This is a genomic window from Acinetobacter sedimenti, from assembly GCF_022601685.1.
GTDB lineage: Bacteria > Pseudomonadota > Gammaproteobacteria > Pseudomonadales > Moraxellaceae > Acinetobacter > Acinetobacter sedimenti.
The window spans coordinates 65,533-84,344 of the sequence record NZ_JAKUML010000004.1; the positions used below are offsets into that span (position 1 = coordinate 65,533).

Genomic DNA, 18,812 nt, shown 5'->3' on the forward strand with positions numbered 1-18,812 from the left:
ATGTAACTTGGTCTAGCAATAAAATAAAATTTTGATGATATATCTCAATAGGTAACTTAATTTTTAAGTTACCTATTGAGATTTGAATGATCTAAATTGATGAATAATTAGTAATATCTTACAATTTTTTTAACGTATCTAGCTATGGAATGGTTCAACCTGAACAGCTACGCCATACTTTTCCAATTGTAAGAATTTGGATCCAAAAATTTGCGCTGGGATTTTACGTTGGAGCAACTTAAAAAAATTCTCATCATGGGTAGAAATAATGACTTGTTTATTAAATTGAATACATATACTTCGCAGAAGATCGATTGTAGAAAGTATGTTTATTGAGTCCATAGATTGAATTGGATCATCAATCAAAATAACATCAACTGGCTGACCATCATTATCTTTTACATGTAACGCATTTGCTAAAAATACACTAAGGCTTAAAATATTGCTTTGAGCAGCACTAAAATAGAGAATTGGCGAGATAACTAAATCTGTCTCATCTTTTACAACAATATTCAAACAAGGTTTATCACATGATTCAAAATCCACTTTAAACACTACTTGTTTAAATGCAGGATGTGGATCAATCTTTTTATAAATTGAATTAATTAGATCTTCATAGAAAAAGTTATTAATGAGAGTCTTAAGACTCTCAACTATTCTCTGCATCTCTATATTCAAAGCTTGACGAACTTTATGGCGTTTTTGTAGCATTTTTTTAATGATCACCAGTTCTTTTTGAGCTGAAACACGATTAATGTAAGGTGTTAATTCAGTAATAAGCTCTGAAAGTAAATTAATACTATTTAATCTCATTTCTATATTTTGAACACGCTTCTTATAATCTTCAATTACATTACTTACTATATTTTTAATTTCTGATATTGGATAGTCTTTTCGAATGGTATCAAATTCAGATAATTGTTTATAAAATATTTCAATTTCCGAATCAATTCGAGCAAGACTTATTTCTAAATTCTCTTTTTGTAATTTCAACTGATTAAAATCTATCCAAGATCCTTCCTCTATCATCTCCTTATTTAAAGCTTTACACTCGTCGATTAGCAAGTCTTTTTGGGTGCTGTATTCAAGCATCTTTCTATTAAGTTCATTTCGCTTCACCTCACAATGTTGTCTAAGACTGGAAACTGAAATAATATTTTCTTTAATATACTCGGACACTTTCACATAGGCATATTCATTACGTTTCAAATCTATTTCAGAAACGATATTCAACAACTCATAGTCTTGCGCCTTAATATGATCCTCAAGCAACTTTACTTTAGTTTTTAAGTCAATTTGTTCCTGACATAGATTGGATCGTTTAACTCTCTGTTCCGTAATTTCTGTATTAGCCCGAGTAATTAGATCTTCGTATGAAAGATTCCAAACAGAATTTTCTAGTTCTAAGACTTTATTTTCTAATGTTCTAACCTCTACTTCTAGGATAGACCTATCTTGCTCTGCCTTAGTAAGTCGGCCATTTACTTCATTGAGTCTTTTATGCAAAGCACTCAGTTGTTGCTCTTGAGCTTCAATCGCCTGCTGTGTGATAACTTCAATAATAGTCTTTAGCTCTTTCTCACGTGCTGATAAAGCTGCTAATTTTTTCGAGTTAGCCTGACTTAAATCAGACAAAAGATTTTGGCTCTTAATTTTGTTTAGCAATTCATCGGAAGAAGAATGAGAAGATGTACATAAAGGACAAATAGTAGAAGGATGGATACTCAGATAATCTAAACCGATTGAAATTAGCTGTTCATGTAACTCCATTTGTTCACTTAAAGCTTGTTGAGTAGCGAGAATTGTTTGATTATGTACTGCTATCGAATTGAGTTGAGTCTGACATCTCACCAACTCTTCAATTTTTTTCTGCTCAAAATAAAAGTGACCTAGATTTGCACCTGATAACAAATCCGATGTGATTTTTAGTGAAAAAATTTCACTTAACTTACTGTTTAAATCGTTATATAGAGTGTTCTCTTGCTGAATTAATTTTTCTTGATTAGAAATTTTATTTACAAGATCATTGATCCTAACTCTATGTTTTGAAAGCTCTAAATAAATGGGTTCTGCATTATCAAGAGAGTGTTTTAAAAAAATAATTCTATCATCAATAGTTTTGATTCCTTGCTCGAACTCAATTAGTTTCTGTTCAACAAAGATTTTTTCTGTAGAGTTTTTTGAACGCTCTTGAACCAAAGATTCTTGTTTTGAAGATAATTGGAGAAGGCTTTCCTCATTTTTTAGAAAAGTGTCTAAATTATCAGCAACTTGATTGAAATTTATTTGATATGTATATAGATTTTTATGATCTTCCACACATTTATTATAAGAATCCACCAATAGCTGATATCTCTCACTATCAGCAATACCTTTTTGAAGTCTGGAAAGTTGATTTCTTTGCTCTGCAACCTTATCGGTATAAAGCTCTATTTCTGGTATTTTCTCTAATGTATTTGTCAGTAATTCTAATTTTTCACTATTTAACTGCTTCTCTACGTTCAGCTCATGCTGTCTTGATACAAGATTAGCTCTTAATTGATACTCATCTGAGGTGGAAAAACTTTCACTAGGTAAAATAATACGTTCCCCCATTGCATTCAATTCAGATGCAACTGTATTAAAATACTCAAATGAGGTTAGATCAATAGGTTCATTAATTTTCGCAATGAGCGGTTTTTGTTTATTGTCTAAACTCTTAATTTCATTTTCATTATCAATAATAAAGATTTGTAACTCTTTACGAGCTTGTTCAAGTTCCCCACCAAAACTCTCAATAAATTTAACATAACGATCTTGTGGATTAGTCTCACGAAGAAATCTATCAATTTCATCTTGACTCAAAATTACATTTCTAAAGAAAGCATTTTCTATCCTACTTTTATCTCCTATTCGAATATCCTTTTGATTTCTCTTAGGAATAGGTAGATCTCGTTCAAAGCACCTTGGTAAAGTAGTAGATACAGATACTTTCGTTACAGAATTTATATCTGCAAAATTATTTCTAAGAATTTTTTGTGCATGATTGGGATCTTTAGTAGCTCTGGCAGCAATTTCATTATTTGATTTATTATAATCACTAAATCGCGTTAAATAATTAGTGACTGCCCATTCTACCGCATCATAGAAAGAACTTTTACCAAAACCATTTGGGGCATAGATGGCCACGAAATTTGAAGGTATATCACCTTCATTCGTAAAATCAAAAGTCCCTTCTGACTTTTCTCTATAAGCACGAAATGCCTCAATTTCAACTTTTTTAATTTTCATTATTGCTCAAAAACTCAATTATTTCATTCATCATGAATACGCGCTTTTCTTTAGAAACATTTTTTGAATCTAAAGGTGCGCCACTAACAAATTTTTTTAAAGGATGTGTAAACGGTATGCGATCATGTAATCGCGTGTTTAATGTTAAATCAGAGCCTAGTAACTGTTTGTGTAATTCAATAACCAATTGTTCAGGACTAGCTAATTCTGCGAATTCATCAAGTAATATTTTACGAGCAACAAACTTATTATTTTCTATTAAATATTTTTCCCACACAGGAACACGACCACTTGTGACAAATATTAAATATACATTCCACGCTGCCAAAATACCTGAAGGCTGATGATAAACAGAGATCATACTTTGAATAGCTTGCCAATTTTCAACTATATCCTCTGGGCTTTCACATACACATACTATACAAGATATAAATGGTATAGCTCCCTCTGACCGAAACATATGGAATTGCATATTTCCATATTCTTTACGGAGAGCACTAAAATCAGCTTCTTCACTTAATAATTTCATTAAGCTTTTCCTTTAATAGCTGTAGCTGTTCTCTAACTGAATTGACAGCTAGATACTTATCTTCTATATCAACTACACAAGTCTTACGTAGTCCTTGTAAATGGCTTAAGCTAAAGCTTGCATATATCGAACTTTCAACTTCATCAATAGGAGCCAACGGCCCCTGATTTGGAACTATGGCAATGTCCTTTATCACTTTTTGAAGTCGAAAGTCTGGTGGTAGTGTGCTTGCTGCAGCATCTGGTGATGCGATAATTAATGTACCATTTTCATCCAAAAGTTTACGTGCTGTTTTAAGAAACTCTTCTAGACGTCGAATCCAATTATCGCTACTACTGGTATACATTAACCGACGCTTTCGTTTTATCCCTTCTATATAAACATCATCAGTTTTTCCACAATTATCCATCAAAGCACAAATTACGAGAAACTCTAAATAAGCCTCCCATAACTCTAAACTGTTTAGCTCATCGGATTTCAGTGGATCCACTAAAAGTTCTACACCATATTGTTCTAGAATTTTATATGGTGGAGGCATCCCACCAGCAATAAGTGAATCCGTAAAATTCTCTAAACCAGTTTTCAAATGACGGATATTTTCTGGCTCAATAACATTGAACGCAAATATTTTCTTTTTAACTCTTGAAAAGCATTCCAGATGAGCAGGAATCATTGATGCACTTTTATTTATTTCTAATATTTCATGAAACTTCTGTAGGCTATGGCATTGTACTCGACCATATTGCTGATCTTCATCACTTGCATCCATTCTGAATTCAACACCCGTAAGAAACACCAGCCCATCTTTGTGGAAGTACGTACCTCCACCAGACATTCCTTCGATTTCAGCCCTACTTGGGATACCATCAATTGTGAAAAAAATAAGATCGTCATTAACATTCGTCATATGCCCACCATAAACTTTTATGGGGGTTTGGCTAGTCCTTTCTAAGTTTGGATATCCAACTAAAATTAAGTCAGCACGATGCGTTAAATCCTTAGCATTAAATATTTTTTGTACTACATGAGCCTGAAAACTAACTTTTAAAACTGCATAATCATTTGATAATGTTTCAAGAATAAAGGGGTCAGAATGTCTGAGTATATCTAGAACTTCAATAGAGTTACCTTGGTAATCAATAACTTCATGAGTAGTAATACCTTCGATTACATGAGCTGCTGTCAAAATATAGGAATAATCGTGCGTCATAGCGTTGACGAGTACGCCGCTCCCCCCATTAACCCTAACACTGTAAGACTGCATGATGTCAAAAACTGTCATAGTCTAATCTCACTATCGAGCACCTCTACTCGATAAGCAGTAACTTTTTCTGGTAAAAGTAATTTCGGAATAACCTTTTCATAATTGAAAAGAATTTTACCATTTGTAGATTTAAGAATTCTCGCGATCGTCCTTTTATTTGGAAGACCATGTTTCGAACCATCCGTAGAAATTACATAACGTTCTGAATTTAGAAGGGAAAGTGTTTCACTACTTGTATTATAATGGCTACCATGATGTGAAATCTTTACGAGATCAAGTTTAATTTTATTACCATCACTGTAGCCTAGTGCTCTCAGATTATCTGCTACAACTTGATCATGTGCATCCCCAAGAAAAAGCATAGCCTTATCCTCAACTTCTAAAAGGAATGCAATTGAGCTCCCATTGTAAATAGAAGGGTCCGAGTCAAATTTATCATCAGCCCATATCTCCTCTAAAGAAAGATCATAATCATTACTATGTGATGATGTTGCGCTTGACTCTGTTTCAGTAGGCCACTTATGTAAGAGTCTCTCAAGCTGACACCGCTCAGGTGATAATACTGTCAAAGTAAAGGGGCCTAAATTATAGACTTGCCCAGCCATGATAAGTGGTGCTCGTACACATCGCATTTCATTAAGTAAAGCTTCAAAATCTTTCCCTTGCTGCACACTTGTTTGAGGTGAATTACTAGCCAATAAAATATTATTTTCAGGAATTTCAGGCACATTAAAACTATGTGTAATCAATCTGGATGAATTAAACCAGATCATTTTCACCAATTCATCAAGATAACCGGGCTTCTCAAACCCCTTGATTAAGCCATGTATATGGTCATCATCTATATGAGTTAGGATAGCTAAATCAATATGTTGCCCTTTCGCTTTTATATCATCAAGAGCATCACATAACGGCCCGGAATAGCGTTGTCTAGTGCCATGCCTGAAAGTAGCCGATGGTCCACCATCAATTAATATATTAAAAACACTTGATCGACTCTCATGGCTAATTAAGATGCAATCTCCATGATGAGCTTTAAGGATACGTACAATAACACCCATAATTTTCTCTATTTCAATATTCTAAGCGACAGGCTTATTATTGCCTGCTGATGAAATTATCATCTAAGCATGGTATTCAATCTTATTAGACGACAAGGCCCTATTGATAATTTTTAATGTATTCAATCAATCTTTAACTTGTAAACAAGTTGCTGATTACCCTGAGCATTATATTCGTATTTAGATGTTCAACTAAGAAATAGTTGAGAAAATTAATTCAAAAAAATTAAATCTAAGTTATAAAAAAGCATCTTCAAGATGCTTTTTTATTCAAAACGTGGACTGAGCTCTTTAATTCTTTCTGCAGATCAAATATTTCTTCAGCATCTTGGGTATGCCTTAGTTTATTTGATGCATCACCCTCTTGAAAAAACTCATCCATAATAACTATCTCTTCTTCTTCAGCCATCTCAAACTTCGCATTTGCAAACCCCTGTCTAGCCGTTTCATCTAAAGCCTCCTGATTAAATCTTGCCTGTTTACTTTTCTGGTCGATCTCATGTGCTGTGTGAATCGCAGACTGTAAGTCCACCCCCTCTCTTAAAGTTAAATCCACGTAATACACAGGAGTACGATAGCTTTGCGTCGTAGACTTTCCTCTTAGTGTCAATTGTAGTGGTAAACATGAAAGCAGCCCATTCGATGCTGCATGATAATAACTGAGTCGTGCGACCAAAGTACGAATGCTGTTAAAACCATTAGTTCTAAAAACAAACGTACCGAGTTCATCTGACTCATCTAAATTGACATATAAACGCCCATAAGGCTTACAGTTACCTCCTTGCGCCAAGGAACATAAATCAGGGGATGGGCATGAGTGTTGCTCTACACCTTGATTGGTAATTCGCTGGCAAGTCTGCCCATCACCCACACAAACAGGTCTTCCAGTCTGTCGATCAAACAAGGTGTACTCTGCTCGCAGGTTCAGCTCAGGATCATTAAAGATCATGCGGACTGGAATAGTTCTAAGTTTTTGGTTTTGAGCTTTAGCTCGTAGTTGCTCATCTAAGGGATGTTTAATCCATCCTTCCTTATTTTGTATTTGAGAAGTAATAGTGAATTGGTCGTCCTTTTCAGGCAGTCGTTTACCGTTCTTTTCAACGACTTTACCAATACTGATACGTCCAAGGATCGGTGGTGTAATCGCTAAACCTTTAATCATGATAATTTTCCTCTAAATAAAATTTTACTGTTGACCCTTTGTTATGTAAGCAAATACAAAACCGTTTAAAGATCAGATGAAATGCAAAGACCGCCATTGTTGGCCTACCGCTCCTTCGAGAGTCGGTAGGTCGGGGGTGGTTTTTTGCGCTTTTTTGAAGACTGGAAATATTGATGTGATGGATTCAGTCATCGGTATAGATCTGAAAACGTCGTGTCCCTGCTTTGTTTTGCGGAAACTGCTCAAGCATTTCTGGGTGAAGTTTGAGTAAGGCTTTGCTGTCTAAACTGATTGAATCTTTGGATTTCTTCCACGTCACCGAACCATTGGCAAAGGTTGCTCTTTCAGCATCCCTCATCAACATCTGAATTTGATGCTTAGTTTCATCAAAGTTGTTTTGATACTGTTCAATGTGATGCTTTTCTTGAATCAGTTGAGCAAACAATTGATTGGCTTGTTCGTTATGACTCAAGTCTTCAACAGTCAACGGAATATGTTGTGGATAAAGCTGCTGTATGGCTTTGGCTGCCGATTCACTAGCATCCACATCAGGTGGTGTGTCTTTTTCCACACACTCCCAGAAGTAATGTTCCGCATTGATGATATGTTTGATCACGGATTCGGAGCGCGTCACTTTGAAGATTTTGGTTTCATGACCACAAATTAGCACACAAACATGTGCGGCTAGTTTGCCTGTCACTGCTAATTGATGTTGTACCTGACACAAGACATATAAAGGCACACCATCTCGCCAAAGTTTTGCGCCGTACTCTCCTGCTGTTTTGCATTCCAGAATTTGAACTTCATCACTACCCACAACGGAGTAATCCAGATTAGCCAGCATAAAATGCTTATCAGGATCTGGATGCTGAAGCACTGCATTGATTCTGCGTACCTTGTTATTGGTATGCATGCTGTAGTACTCAGCCACCAATGGTTCTAGCTGCTTCCCCCAATAGAGAGGAGCGATACCTGAACTTTCATCTTCAATCGATTGTTTGACTCGTCCTGTCTTGATCATCCAAAGTTCCAACATCGACATATAGGGATTCAGTCCACAGGCTGCTGCACAATCACTACTTCCAATACCTTGTCGTCTGACTTCAAGCCATTCAGATTGAGTCATGTTTTTGGTATTGACCAAGCGTTTCGCTGTAAATAGTTTTGGGGCATTAAAGGGTTTGCTGGCTTGTTGAATGGATGGGTTTAATATTGCTGTATTCATAGCTTGCTTCCTCATTTTATATGGATGGTGGCAAATAAAGGGCATAAAAAAACCACACCCGAAGATGTGGTTTAATTATTTTGAAATGTAAATTTATATTTAAAATATAAATAGATAGGTCTAACTTTCCATTGCAAGAAACTCAAATTTCTACGCTATGACACCATACGCAAAGCCTGTTCGAGTCCACGTTGCTTGATCGCTGCTCCTGCACTAAACCAAGCTGAATCGAGTCGATGATCTGTACTCATGGCACGTCGTTCATGATCAATAAATTCTGTAATTGAACACAGTAATCCATAGGCTGTTCCTTTAGCAGAACTCAACTCTGCACCACGTCCCTGGCCATTAAACATGTCCATTGCTTTTGTCATCGCCTTGGCATTAGGTTCAGCTTTTTCCTTGGTAATTGCATGTGCTGCCTGAGTCGCAACATCACGGTAGAACTGAATAATGTTGTCCTCCTGATCTGCCACACTCATGCTGGTATTGTTGAACACTGCATCAAAGAAAGCTGCTGCTTCTCCTTGGGTGACTCTACGCTGACTGAGCTGCTTCATTTCGTACATGTGTTCATCCCATGCACGTACTGAAATGCCCAATTGTTGTTTGACTTTATCTGCATCAAACTTGGTGCTATGCGGAACTTTCACCACACCTGCATTACTGTTCTGACCACGTAAAGCAATCGCCAAGGTGTTGTTGCAGACAACACGAATGGAAGTGAATTGTGCCGTAGTTGCCAAGGTGCTATCACAAGCGGTTGCCAACAGAATGTAGCCATTACTGACATCCTTGCCTTTAAGTGCAGTAGATTGACCTGTACGTGCCAGCGCCCAGAACTTCTTACCACCTTTAAGCACGCCTGCGGTTTCCAATTCAAAGCCTGATTGTTCAGTTAGATCACGATAGAACTCTAAGATCTCACGAGGTTGGACTTCCTGAAAACGTTGACTGACCACTGACAAGGGTGCATGAGTATCAGAACGGTACAGTACACGCTGGTCTTCATACGGCATGATGATGCTTTGTCCACGTTCATTCTGTGCCATATAACTGACATTAGATGACTCGATACGCCAGTCCATGCCTGCCTGCTGTGCCCAAATTTCAATGGGCTGATGCGGGCTTAACTGATTACCAAGACCATGCCAAGGTGTATCCCTAACATACGCCATTTGTTCTAATTGATGTGTCATGATGGTATTCCTTTTTACACTCGTTCAACCTGAATGAAGCAGGTTTGATGGGAATTTCTGAGTACAGTTTTGGCAATAGCACAAAGACTGCTGTGGCTTTGTTGGTTGTTCAGTAACTGCATTAATCAGTCCGCCAATGACTGTGCCTGCTACACCACCGACTAGTGGTGGTAAGTTAAAAGATTTTGCCACTGTTGCACCAAGTGCACCTAAGGTTGCAGGAGACACGACTTGTGCAAGTGCTGTATTAAACTGATGATTCATTTCAATCACTACGATTTCTGCTGATTGGCAAAAGGGGCATTTCAAGCTCACCGCCAAACTCCTCATTTAAATATTAAAAAAGGCCTGCACGAATGCAGACCTTGTTTCCATGAACCCTGCAAAGAGCTTCATGATTCTCATGAGGATGTTATGTATCTCAAAAAAATTGAAATGATTTTTTAATCCCGATATCTTTTCTCTATTTTCCCATTACCATCACAAGCACGACAATCATCCCCTCTGCGTTGACCACGCCCTTTACATAATGGGCAAGGAACTAACGAATACTGACTTAGATCAACTTCATCAGCATATCCTTTTTCAATCTCTCCATTTCCATCACAAACAGGACAATCATCCCCTCTGCGTTGACCACGCCCTTTACATAATGGGCAAGGCACTAACGAGTACTGACTTAGATCAACTTCATCAGCATATCCTTTTTCAATCTCTCCATTTCCATCACAAACAGGACAATTTTCACCACGATATCGCCCTTCTCCATCACACAATCGACAAGGCACTAACGAGTACTGACTTAGATCAACTTCATCAGCGTATCGCTGTTCAATTTGACCCTCCCCATAACATACACGACAATCCTCGCCATTATGTCTTCTCTCGCCTTTACATAATGGGCAAGGAACTAAAGCATAATCTCTTAAATCTATTTCATCAGCGTATCGCTGTTCAAGTTCACCCTCTCCATTACATGCACGGCAATAATCCCCATTATATCTTGCCTTACCTTTACATACTGGACAGGCAACTAAATCATACTCTCTTAAATCAATTTCAACAGAGTATCTTTTTTCAAGCTCACCAACTCCCTCACAAACAGGACAATTCTCTCCGAGATGTGTTCTATCTCCCCTACATAATGGACACTCAACTTTTTCAAAAACTGATAAATCTAAGTTTTTAACTTCTTGTTCTTCTATTTCTTTATCGCCAAAACAAACAGGACATTCTGATTCCCCATGAATACCACTTCCTTTACACAAAGGACATGCTACAAAACCATATGCTGTAGTATATTCTTGCTTAATAGCTCTTGTTCTAACTAGTCTCTCTTTTACACTAGCTTGAGAATCACCAGAAACCTCCTCAATACGTTTCTGAATTTTTATAAAATCAGCATATTTAGGGTCAGATTCTGATACCGGAGCCAATTTTGGTATATTTGATAGAGTTTCTTTTGCTATTAGTTCAATAGTCTTTATATGCTCTGGTGTGCTTTCCGATTTTAATTGCTCAAGTAACTTAGAACAAGTTTCTAAAACTGTAATCAACTTAATACTGATATCTTTTTGAAATGACCAATTCTGACATTTTCTACGTAGTATTATATCTTTAAGGTTAGCAACGAATTCCTTATCTATAGGAATAAATATTCCCTTATCGAAAGCTGTATGATGATTACTGCATAAAAATATTAGGTTATCAGGATGGTTATTTAAGCTTTTATGTACCGGATCAATATGCGCTATTTCACAAGTACCCCGGTAGCTGTTACACATCGCACAGGCCATATTAGCCTCAGCTATGACCTCTCTTTTAATACCTTCTGGTATATTAGGCCTTTGTTGATCAGCCGGTTTAGGCCAAGGGGTTTTCAACCAATTATTAAATGAGAATAACTCCGATCTCTCAAAAAAAAGCAGATCTCCCTCTTTTTTATAAAATTGAAGCTTACGCTTGTCTTTGTGCTTTGGAGCAAACTTTGTAAACCACTCTAGAAGCTCGGGAGAAAGTTTTGTTAAACAAGCTGCTTCGTATATTGAACAAATATCTTCTTTTTTCTGTTCAGCCATCTTTAATCAACTCAATAGGTAAAAAATAAATAATTGATTTTAATATATTTTCTATTAAAAATAACTACATTATCGCTCTACAAATTCAAAATCTCGCAACTTAGCAGCAACTTCAGAAAAATCAGCATCACGATTTTCTTCTAAAATACTATTTTCAGGAGTTAAAATTTGCGTTGGTCTCTGATTTTTTCTCCGTCGCTCAAGTTTTTTTCTTATCGACTCATGGTTAAAGGACACATTAACTAGCACGTTCCCAAATTCTAAATCTACACTTTTAAGCCCGTCTCTATAAGCTAATGGTATAAATTTACAGACAGAAGAGGCTATAAATTTCTCAGACTTCAACACATCATATAGGAATTTATTAAAACCATTAGGTTCAGATAAACCTACTTCACAGTATTGCTCTTTTTTGAATAAACAGAAGTATTCAAGTATTAAAGCTTCATACTCAACTAGGGTAGACTTTTCTTTCTGATGTGAATTTTTTTTCTCATTCAGCTTGATTGATAGAAATTCTAGGATATCTTCTAGCTCTTCTAAAGAGCCCATAACATTCAGCATTAAATTTTTATTTAACAGTTGATAGAGACCATAAAAATTTGAAAATAGTACTTGATAAAATGAACTGCTTTTTCCTATTGGCAACTGAAAATGTAGAATAGCTTCTTGAATCTCAACAGATCGATTTTCTTCGTCTTGACCCTTCAAATTCCCTAACGAAAGATGATTCATAGGTTTGAGCAATACAGAATTAGCACCTCTCTTTAAAGTTTCAGCTGGAGTAAGAGCGTGAATTAAGCCGTGGTAATCTTGTAAGTCCTGCTCTCTATGTTCTAGAGTTTGTAATCCGTTACATAATTGAAGATAAATTAAAATCAGGTACTTATCTCTATTCAATAACCTCCTAAAAGCCAAACTGGCTAAATCGTAGCAACTAGCTAATTTTTGGACTTCTTTATAAAGCTCTGAATATTCAGAATTTTGTATTGTTAAAAAAACTATTTCAGGGTAGGCAAAACGAAATTGTTTAGTTAAATTGAGACCAAACTTGTTTTGAATAGGGTTCTTAAAGTCCTCACCATACTGTACGTTCCCCCAAAAACAAGCTAGAAGCTCGCTTTCAAAAAAAAACGTCGAATCCAGATCTAAATATTCATCTGTTATTTCTTGCGAGGATAGCAAGCTATCTATAGTGACTCCCCAACGATTTTTTCTGTATGCTTCCAAAATTATTTGATTCATTGCTTGAAAGGCATCTAACAGCGTGGAATGTTTTTGTACTAGATGAAAATAATCAAACTCTTGTTCAATAAACATTTGTGTTCTAGTCAAACAAGCTGTCTTAAGAAATAAATTCTGCTTTTTATTCATTTTCCCTCATTCGGACATAGATTCACTATTTTTTGTCCAAATAGTTGCTGTTAGTTTTAACTCATTCAATCATGGAGTTAAATACAATGCAATCAAATACCTATCTACGCCCAACAATCGTCCGACTCAAAGGAGTAACCGCATGTACTGGACTCAGCCGTTCCGTTATCTATGAAAAGCTTAATGAAAGATCACATCGCTTTGATCCAACATTTCCCAAACCAGTCAAATTGAGTGCGAGTGCTGTCGGGTGGTTTGAACATGAAATCATTGAGTGGCTAGAGTTGAAATCACAGCAGCGTTTTACCTGTTAACTTTCCAAATTAACAGCTTGTTAAAACAGGCGACTCTACCCAAGAACACATTAAATGAAGTATTGGATTTGTCATGTTTTTATCCTTTCTATAATTTAGGATTTTATATTTAATTAATAAGACTATATTTATTAAAATCTTATAAATAATAGTTGCTTATAAAATCCATTAATTCCTATGTGTTCTACCCTATCTAGATTTATACCAAGGCTAACAATGCCTTGGTAGAGATTTCTATACTTAAAATTTACCAATACATGAATTATATGACCATTGAACAAAGTACATGCTCAAGAGAACCTCTAGCATTAGCAATGAAAAAAATTAGCTCAAACGTTTTTGAAACAGAAGATGCTCTTTTTGATGAAAAAGAAGCCTACAAACAATACGAATATATTTTTCTTATTCGTACTTTAAAAGAAATTGGAGAGGTCAATATCTATGAGCTTGATGAACGATGTAAAGTATATAGAATTGCAGTTAAAAAGGTTCATGACTCTTTCAAAAGAATTGATCCTTTTTATATGCAGGACACTACGTGCACAAGCCCAGAAACTGACTTATGCCGTAAAGTATTTACAGAGGTCATTCCTGCATACATCCTACAGAATCTAGAGACAGATTTTTGGTATAGAAATCAAAGTGATTTAATCCCAATATCACCGAACCATTCTGTATTTAAAGCCCAAATATTAAATAAGCTATGCAATCAACTTCAGCATGCTATAGCTAACGACCAAACTTATCAAAAAGCGATTAAATCACGCTTAGAAAAAAGCCAATACCATAATAAAGTTGCTAAACGTGAAATCAGAAAGATATTTACTACATTCAGTAAACTCCTAGTAATCAGGATTGACTTTGCAATTCGCAGAGAATTTAAAATTCCACTTAAGCTTCTCAAGGTTTTTCATCGTCTTTTTATAAAAAAACTACATGCCCCTAACGACAGCATCCCTTCAATAGTCGGTTTTATTTGGAAGTTAGAATATGGTCTTAAGAAAGGCTATCACTACCATTTTATCTTCTTTATGGATGGTAACATCTATAAGCAAGATACATTTTATGCAGATCTTTTAGGAAAATTATGGAAAAAGATGACGAAAGACAAAGGTACATTTCATAGCTGTAACCATAATAAAGAAAGCTATAAAAATGTTGCTATTGGCTTAGTAGCACACAACGATCATGAAAAAATAGAAACCTTAGATAAAGTGGTTGATTACATTACAAAGCCTGAGCAATTCATCTTAGAAAGAAGCGAAATTAGGCAAAGAATATTTGGGTATAGCACACGTAAATATAAAAAGAGTAAAGCTGGCAGACCTAGAGTATCAGCCATGTCTTTACTAGAAACTGCCTCTACAAACACTTTCGTACCGTAAGTGAATAAAACCCTATATATCAGCTAACCAAATCCGAGTCCTAATATGAATATGCCTATCGAAACTTTGAGTTCTCATACCTTAAATAACCAGCCTTATTTATGCAGAGAAGAAACAAATCTAGCCATTATGCAAATAGTCTCAACAATTATCACTAATCCTAGCTATACGTCCTTTAAAATTAAAATCAAAAAGCAAGGCCCATCCATTACACAGCATTATGTAAGTAATTCTCCTTCCACAGATCGTGTATTTGAGTTGCTATTAAACATCAAACCAATAGATACTAAGTTTCTTAATGATAAGTCATTCAAACTCAGCAAGAGCGTTATAACAATACATCAGGCATATTCAAGCTTAGGCTATTCATTAGATAAACCTATCAACCCTTATTTTCTATACAACTCGGAGTACATCGCAACTATTCAGCCTGCTGTAGAAAAGTTTGTATATGAAGTAAAGAGTAATTCAACACTAAAGAATGCTATTTCAGACCGTGAAAAAAGAAAAATACTGATTGATGAAATTAGAAAAACAAATACATCAGTGATGAAAAAGCTTTTTAAAAAATATCAGCGGTTTAATCTAAATGTTTTTACATACGTGTTTAACACAGAAGCATGTATATCATTCCGAGAGAAAACATTCTTTGAAGGAGCTCTAGTTAAACAAATACAGTCGATGATTAATAAATTCCATGAGAAGCATGAATTAAACCTCTTCACTTTATTTTTTTGTTTGCAGTGTGATTTATCTAGAAACTATAGTCTTACCCTCTATTGTGCAACAGACTATGAGTCTGAAGCACTCTCTATGAAAGAGTTTTTAGATATCAAAAATGATCAATATTTTAGTCTTGCGCCACATGCAAATATTGCTTTAATAATGAATGAAGTGCTTTACCAAATGGACATTCAAGGAGTGGATGGAATAAATGAGAAAAACTGGAAAGTTATTTTTAGTTCGATGTTAGAGCGTTATAACTACGTCTACTACGAGTCTGATATCGTCTCACCTAAATTTATTTACAAGGACTGTTGACACATTTGTGTTCAATAAAGGCATAAATTCTTATGGTCTATTTATGCCTAAGTACAACTCGATTTCAGGCTTTCTAAATAATTTGACCATGCCTGCATCATAGTAACTCTTTCATCTAAGTATTTAGTCCGATTATAAGCACGACCATGCATGTCACGTACTTGATGAGCTAACTGTTGCTCAATTCTTTCAATGGGAAACTTCAAAACCTCATCTAACAAGGTCCGTGCAGTCGCTCTAAAACCATGGCCTGTTGTTTCACCATTTTCAAAACCATACATCTTGAGACGCTTATTTATGGTTGAGTCGCTGATAACCTGACTTGAATTACGCATCGAAACAAAACAAAAATCACTTCCACCTGTTATTTCATACAACTCTTTGAATAACTGAAAAACCTGATTCGACAAGGGAACAATATGCTGTAGTGCTGTCTGATTCTTAGTCTTAGCTGGTGTATAAACCCACAGCCTCTTTTCAAAATCGATATCATCCCACTTTGCAGACCTTAGCTCTCCTGGTCTCACAAACACATGTGGCAATATTTTAAGAGCATAGTCAACTGTGATCTCACCACGCCCAAAATTATGATCAATGCTTCTCAAAAGCTTTCCAAGTTGTTCAGCGTCTGTTATGGCAGCTCTATGTGTCTTTGTTCCTGTTTTCAGGATGCCACTTATTTGATCAGCAATGTTAAATTGGCATAATCCTAGTGCAATCGCATAACGAAAGACTTGAGATGCTTTGCTACGCATACGACGAGCTGAATCTGTCTTGCCTTGCTTTTCATAAAGCCTACATGCATCTAAAATTTGTGTTGCTGTAATTTCACTAATTGGAATATGACCAATAGAGAGATATAACTTTTCCCATACAAAAGCATTTCTTTTTTGCGTACTCGGCTCGAGTTCTTCCGTTTTTCGATACTCTTCTGCGATCAACTTAAATGTATTATCCAAGTGAAATCGTGCTTGTTCTTTTTTTCTATCTTTTTCTACTACTGGATCAATATTTTGTGAAAGTAGTTTCCTGTATTCAACTTGCTTATCCCTTGCTTCACTTAATGATATTTCAGGATATGTACCAAGTGAAATACTATTACGTTTACGACTAATTGGTCTCACATAATCAAAACGCCAGAAAGAACAACCTTTTTTATCAATTACAAAATATAAGCCTTTTCCGTCAGCTAATTTGATTAAGGTCTTTATTTCAAGATTTTTATGAGCATTTAGCGCAGATTTTATTTGCTTATCTGTTAGATTTTTTACGATTTTAGGCATTTTTCACGGTAACTCATATGAGAAAAAGTCTACTTACCGCAATAAATACCGCAAAATAATCCGGTAATAACGGGAAGCCTTAGGACACCATGGGATTATACCAAAACCTAAACTGTTTATTATCAATATAATTAGGATAAGCAAGGACTGCTAAGGAAAAGAATATGGTGCGCTCAGCGGGACTCGAACCCACGCCACAGGCTTCGGAGACCTGTACTCTATCCTGTTGAGCTATGAGCGCATTTAAGGCAACACATCATAGGCAATTCTCAGATGCAGGTAAAGCACCACTCGCATTTACTCTGCATAATTGCCTAGATTTCAAACAAATTAAAAGTGCTTTAGATTACATTTACAATAAAACAATCAACCACTTTGCCTTTTAAATGCTGATTGATCAGTGGTGTATTTTTCCCTTGTGAATACATCGACGAAGCTTCCATCACCCACGATTGATTTGGATTGACCAAAACCCAACCTGATTGCTTTCGCCATGTTTCATTGAGATTAAAAACTTGAGCCGCATTGGTGGTTACGCTTTGCACCCATTGCAGTGGTGTCAACAAACCTTCATCAACCAACTGCACACCTAAAGACACAAAACTATCAAATGCACTAAAGCCCGATTCAGTTTCGGCAAATGGTGCCATTTTCGCTGAACTGCTGAGTGGCTCATGATGGGTACAAATCGCATCAATCACACCCGAACGCACACCTTCACGGAGCGCTTGACGATCTTGTTCAGAGCGCAAAGGCGGACGTACATGCGCCAATGAATTAAAACCATCAATAATCGCATCGGTTAAATGCAGTTGGTGCATCGCCACGTCAGCAGTAACAGGCAAACCTTTGGCTTTAGCATTGGCAATCAGTTGCACCGACTCACCGCATGACAACAAACCAAAATGTGCTTCCACACCTGTCGCTTCGATCATGTGCAGATATTTTGAAATCGCAACTGTTTCAGCGATTGGTGGAATCATCGGCAAGCCTTGACGTGATGCAATAAAACCCTCATGCACACAGCCATCTTTGGCAATCTCTGGCTCTTCGGCATAGAACACGACTTTTAAACCGAGTCCTGCGGCGTACTCCATAGTACGAATCACCACATCATCATTGGCAAACGCCGCATTGGCATTGGATACCGCAATACAACCGCCTTTGCGCAGTCCTGCCATATTGGCAGGTTGCTGACCATTTAAGCCTTGAGTTTGTGCACCAATAATATGCAGATAAATACCACCATCTTTAAGTGCTTTTTCACGGAGTCCTGCGAGCAACGCACCATTATCTTGGACAATTGGCTTGCTATCAGGTGGTGTGACGATATGCAAAATGCCATTTTTTCGTGCGGCAAGTCCTTCTGATTTGAGCGTACCGTGTTGTTGCTGACCCGGTTCACGAAGTCGTGCACACAAATCAAGCATGGTCGGCATCAGCCAATGCCCTTTTCCATCAATCTGCGTGATTTGACTTTGATCAATACGATGTTTATTAAGATCGTGTCCATCGACTAAACGCCCTTGATCAAGGTACACCGTTTGCACTTGATCAGTATCGGTCAATGGATTTAAGACACGAACATTTTCAATTTTTATGATTTGGCTTGCTTGGTTTTGGCTTA

At 36.4% G+C, this 18,812-nt stretch carries 15 protein-coding genes and 1 tRNA gene; 3 read left to right on the forward strand and 13 right to left on the reverse strand.

From position 1 onward, the window contains the following. Positions 1 to 138 precede the first annotated feature (138 nt). The 10 genes from MKI79_RS03305 to MKI79_RS03350 all read right to left on the reverse strand — a co-directional run bounded on the left by MKI79_RS03305 (position 139) and on the right by MKI79_RS03350 (position 13,162). The gene (locus MKI79_RS03305; RefSeq protein WP_241570646.1) at positions 139 to 3,270 is read right to left on the reverse strand and encodes a hypothetical protein; all 3,132 of its coding nucleotides are present in this window, start codon (positions 3,268 to 3,270) and stop codon (positions 139 to 141) included. Next, on the reverse strand, positions 3,260 to 3,799 hold the full coding sequence (locus tag MKI79_RS03310) for an ABC-three component system middle component 1 (RefSeq protein WP_241570647.1): 540 nt from the start codon (positions 3,797 to 3,799) through the stop codon (positions 3,260 to 3,262). The genes MKI79_RS03305 and MKI79_RS03310 overlap by 11 nt, the downstream gene beginning before the upstream one ends. Next, positions 3,783 to 5,081: an ABC-three component system protein gene (locus tag MKI79_RS03315; protein WP_241570648.1), complete on the reverse strand. Its 1,299-nt coding sequence runs from the start codon at positions 5,079 to 5,081 to the stop codon at positions 3,783 to 3,785. Before MKI79_RS03315 ends, MKI79_RS03310 begins: the two co-directional genes overlap by 17 nt. Beyond that, positions 5,078 to 6,124 carry a ComEC/Rec2 family competence protein gene (locus MKI79_RS03320; RefSeq protein ID WP_241570649.1) on the reverse strand — a complete coding sequence of 349 codons (1,047 nt, stop codon included), beginning with the start codon at positions 6,122 to 6,124 and terminating at the stop codon, positions 5,078 to 5,080. The genes MKI79_RS03315 and MKI79_RS03320 overlap by 4 nt, the downstream gene beginning before the upstream one ends. 253 nt (positions 6,125 to 6,377) lie before the next feature. Beyond that, positions 6,378 to 7,286, reverse strand: a complete 909-nt coding sequence (locus MKI79_RS03325) for a recombination directionality factor (RefSeq protein WP_241570650.1) — start codon at positions 7,284 to 7,286, stop codon at positions 6,378 to 6,380. A gap of 184 nt (positions 7,287 to 7,470) precedes the next feature. Continuing rightward, a complete protein-coding gene (locus tag MKI79_RS03330; RefSeq protein WP_241570651.1) occupies positions 7,471 to 8,511 on the reverse strand; it encodes a YqaJ viral recombinase family nuclease in 1,041 nt (346 codons plus the stop codon). A gap of 155 nt (positions 8,512 to 8,666) precedes the next feature. Next, the gene (locus MKI79_RS03335; protein WP_241570652.1) at positions 8,667 to 9,710 is read right to left on the reverse strand and encodes a DUF932 domain-containing protein; all 1,044 of its coding nucleotides are present in this window, start codon (positions 9,708 to 9,710) and stop codon (positions 8,667 to 8,669) included. 24 nt (positions 9,711 to 9,734) lie between these two features. After that, the gene (locus tag MKI79_RS03340) at positions 9,735 to 10,025 is read right to left on the reverse strand and encodes a hypothetical protein (protein ID WP_241570653.1); all 291 of its coding nucleotides are present in this window, start codon (positions 10,023 to 10,025) and stop codon (positions 9,735 to 9,737) included. A 128-nt stretch (positions 10,026 to 10,153) separates the two neighbouring features. Continuing rightward, a complete protein-coding gene (locus tag MKI79_RS03345) occupies positions 10,154 to 11,788 on the reverse strand; it encodes an HNH endonuclease signature motif containing protein (RefSeq protein WP_241570654.1) in 1,635 nt (544 codons plus the stop codon). A gap of 69 nt (positions 11,789 to 11,857) precedes the next feature. After that, on the reverse strand, positions 11,858 to 13,162 hold the full coding sequence (locus MKI79_RS03350) for a hypothetical protein (protein ID WP_241570655.1): 1,305 nt from the start codon (positions 13,160 to 13,162) through the stop codon (positions 11,858 to 11,860). A gap of 86 nt (positions 13,163 to 13,248) precedes the next feature. On the opposite strand from MKI79_RS03350, the gene MKI79_RS03355 reads away from it, so the two are divergent. The 3 genes from MKI79_RS03355 (at position 13,249) to MKI79_RS03365 (ending at position 15,902) form a co-directional block, all read left to right on the forward strand. Continuing rightward, positions 13,249 to 13,476, forward strand: a complete 228-nt coding sequence (locus tag MKI79_RS03355; RefSeq protein WP_241570656.1) for an AlpA family phage regulatory protein — start codon at positions 13,249 to 13,251, stop codon at positions 13,474 to 13,476. Positions 13,477 to 13,742: 266 nt separating this feature from the next. Then, a complete protein-coding gene (locus MKI79_RS03360) occupies positions 13,743 to 14,861 on the forward strand; it encodes a YagK/YfjJ domain-containing protein (protein ID WP_241570657.1) in 1,119 nt (372 codons plus the stop codon). 45 nt (positions 14,862 to 14,906) lie between these two features. Beyond that, a complete protein-coding gene (locus MKI79_RS03365) occupies positions 14,907 to 15,902 on the forward strand; it encodes a hypothetical protein (protein WP_241570658.1) in 996 nt (331 codons plus the stop codon). Between the two features lie 47 nt (positions 15,903 to 15,949). On the opposite strand, the gene MKI79_RS03370 is transcribed toward MKI79_RS03365, so the two are convergent. The 3 genes from MKI79_RS03370 to MKI79_RS03380 form a co-directional block, all read right to left on the reverse strand. Further along, positions 15,950 to 17,185 carry a tyrosine-type recombinase/integrase gene (locus MKI79_RS03370; RefSeq protein ID WP_241570659.1) on the reverse strand — a complete coding sequence of 412 codons (1,236 nt, stop codon included), beginning with the start codon at positions 17,183 to 17,185 and terminating at the stop codon, positions 15,950 to 15,952. A gap of 165 nt (positions 17,186 to 17,350) precedes the next feature. Continuing rightward, positions 17,351 to 17,426 (reverse strand) — tRNA-Arg (locus MKI79_RS03375). Between the two features lie 100 nt (positions 17,427 to 17,526). Beyond that, the gene (locus MKI79_RS03380) at positions 17,527 to 18,789 is read right to left on the reverse strand and encodes a dihydroorotase (protein ID WP_241570766.1); all 1,263 of its coding nucleotides are present in this window, start codon (positions 18,787 to 18,789) and stop codon (positions 17,527 to 17,529) included. Between the last annotated feature and the right edge of the window lie 23 nt (positions 18,790 to 18,812).

What these genes read in the sequence shown, in the direction of transcription:
- MKI79_RS03305 (WP_241570646.1), bottom strand. Translation starts at nt 3,270, where the DNA reads ATGAAAATTAAAAAAGTTGAAATTGAGGCATTTCGTGCTTATAGAGAA.
- MKI79_RS03310 (WP_241570647.1), bottom strand. Translation starts at nt 3,799, where the DNA reads ATGAAATTATTAAGTGAAGAAGCTGATTTTAGTGCTCTCCGTAAAGAA.
- MKI79_RS03315 (WP_241570648.1), bottom strand. Translation starts at nt 5,081, where the DNA reads ATGACAGTTTTTGACATCATGCAGTCTTACAGTGTTAGGGTTAATGGG.
- MKI79_RS03320 (WP_241570649.1), bottom strand. Translation starts at nt 6,124, where the DNA reads ATGGGTGTTATTGTACGTATCCTTAAAGCTCATCATGGAGATTGCATC.
- MKI79_RS03325 (WP_241570650.1), bottom strand. Translation starts at nt 7,286, where the DNA reads ATGATTAAAGGTTTAGCGATTACACCACCGATCCTTGGACGTATCAGT.
- MKI79_RS03330 (WP_241570651.1), bottom strand. Translation starts at nt 8,511, where the DNA reads ATGAATACAGCAATATTAAACCCATCCATTCAACAAGCCAGCAAACCC.
- MKI79_RS03335 (WP_241570652.1), bottom strand. Translation starts at nt 9,710, where the DNA reads ATGACACATCAATTAGAACAAATGGCGTATGTTAGGGATACACCTTGG.
- MKI79_RS03345 (WP_241570654.1), bottom strand. Translation starts at nt 11,788, where the DNA reads ATGGCTGAACAGAAAAAAGAAGATATTTGTTCAATATACGAAGCAGCT.
- MKI79_RS03350 (WP_241570655.1), bottom strand. Translation starts at nt 13,162, where the DNA reads ATGAATAAAAAGCAGAATTTATTTCTTAAGACAGCTTGTTTGACTAGA.
- MKI79_RS03355 (WP_241570656.1), top strand. Translation starts at nt 13,249, where the DNA reads ATGCAATCAAATACCTATCTACGCCCAACAATCGTCCGACTCAAAGGA.
- MKI79_RS03360 (WP_241570657.1), top strand. Translation starts at nt 13,743, where the DNA reads ATGACCATTGAACAAAGTACATGCTCAAGAGAACCTCTAGCATTAGCA.
- MKI79_RS03365 (WP_241570658.1), top strand. Translation starts at nt 14,907, where the DNA reads ATGAATATGCCTATCGAAACTTTGAGTTCTCATACCTTAAATAACCAG.
- MKI79_RS03370 (WP_241570659.1), bottom strand. Translation starts at nt 17,185, where the DNA reads ATGCCTAAAATCGTAAAAAATCTAACAGATAAGCAAATAAAATCTGCG.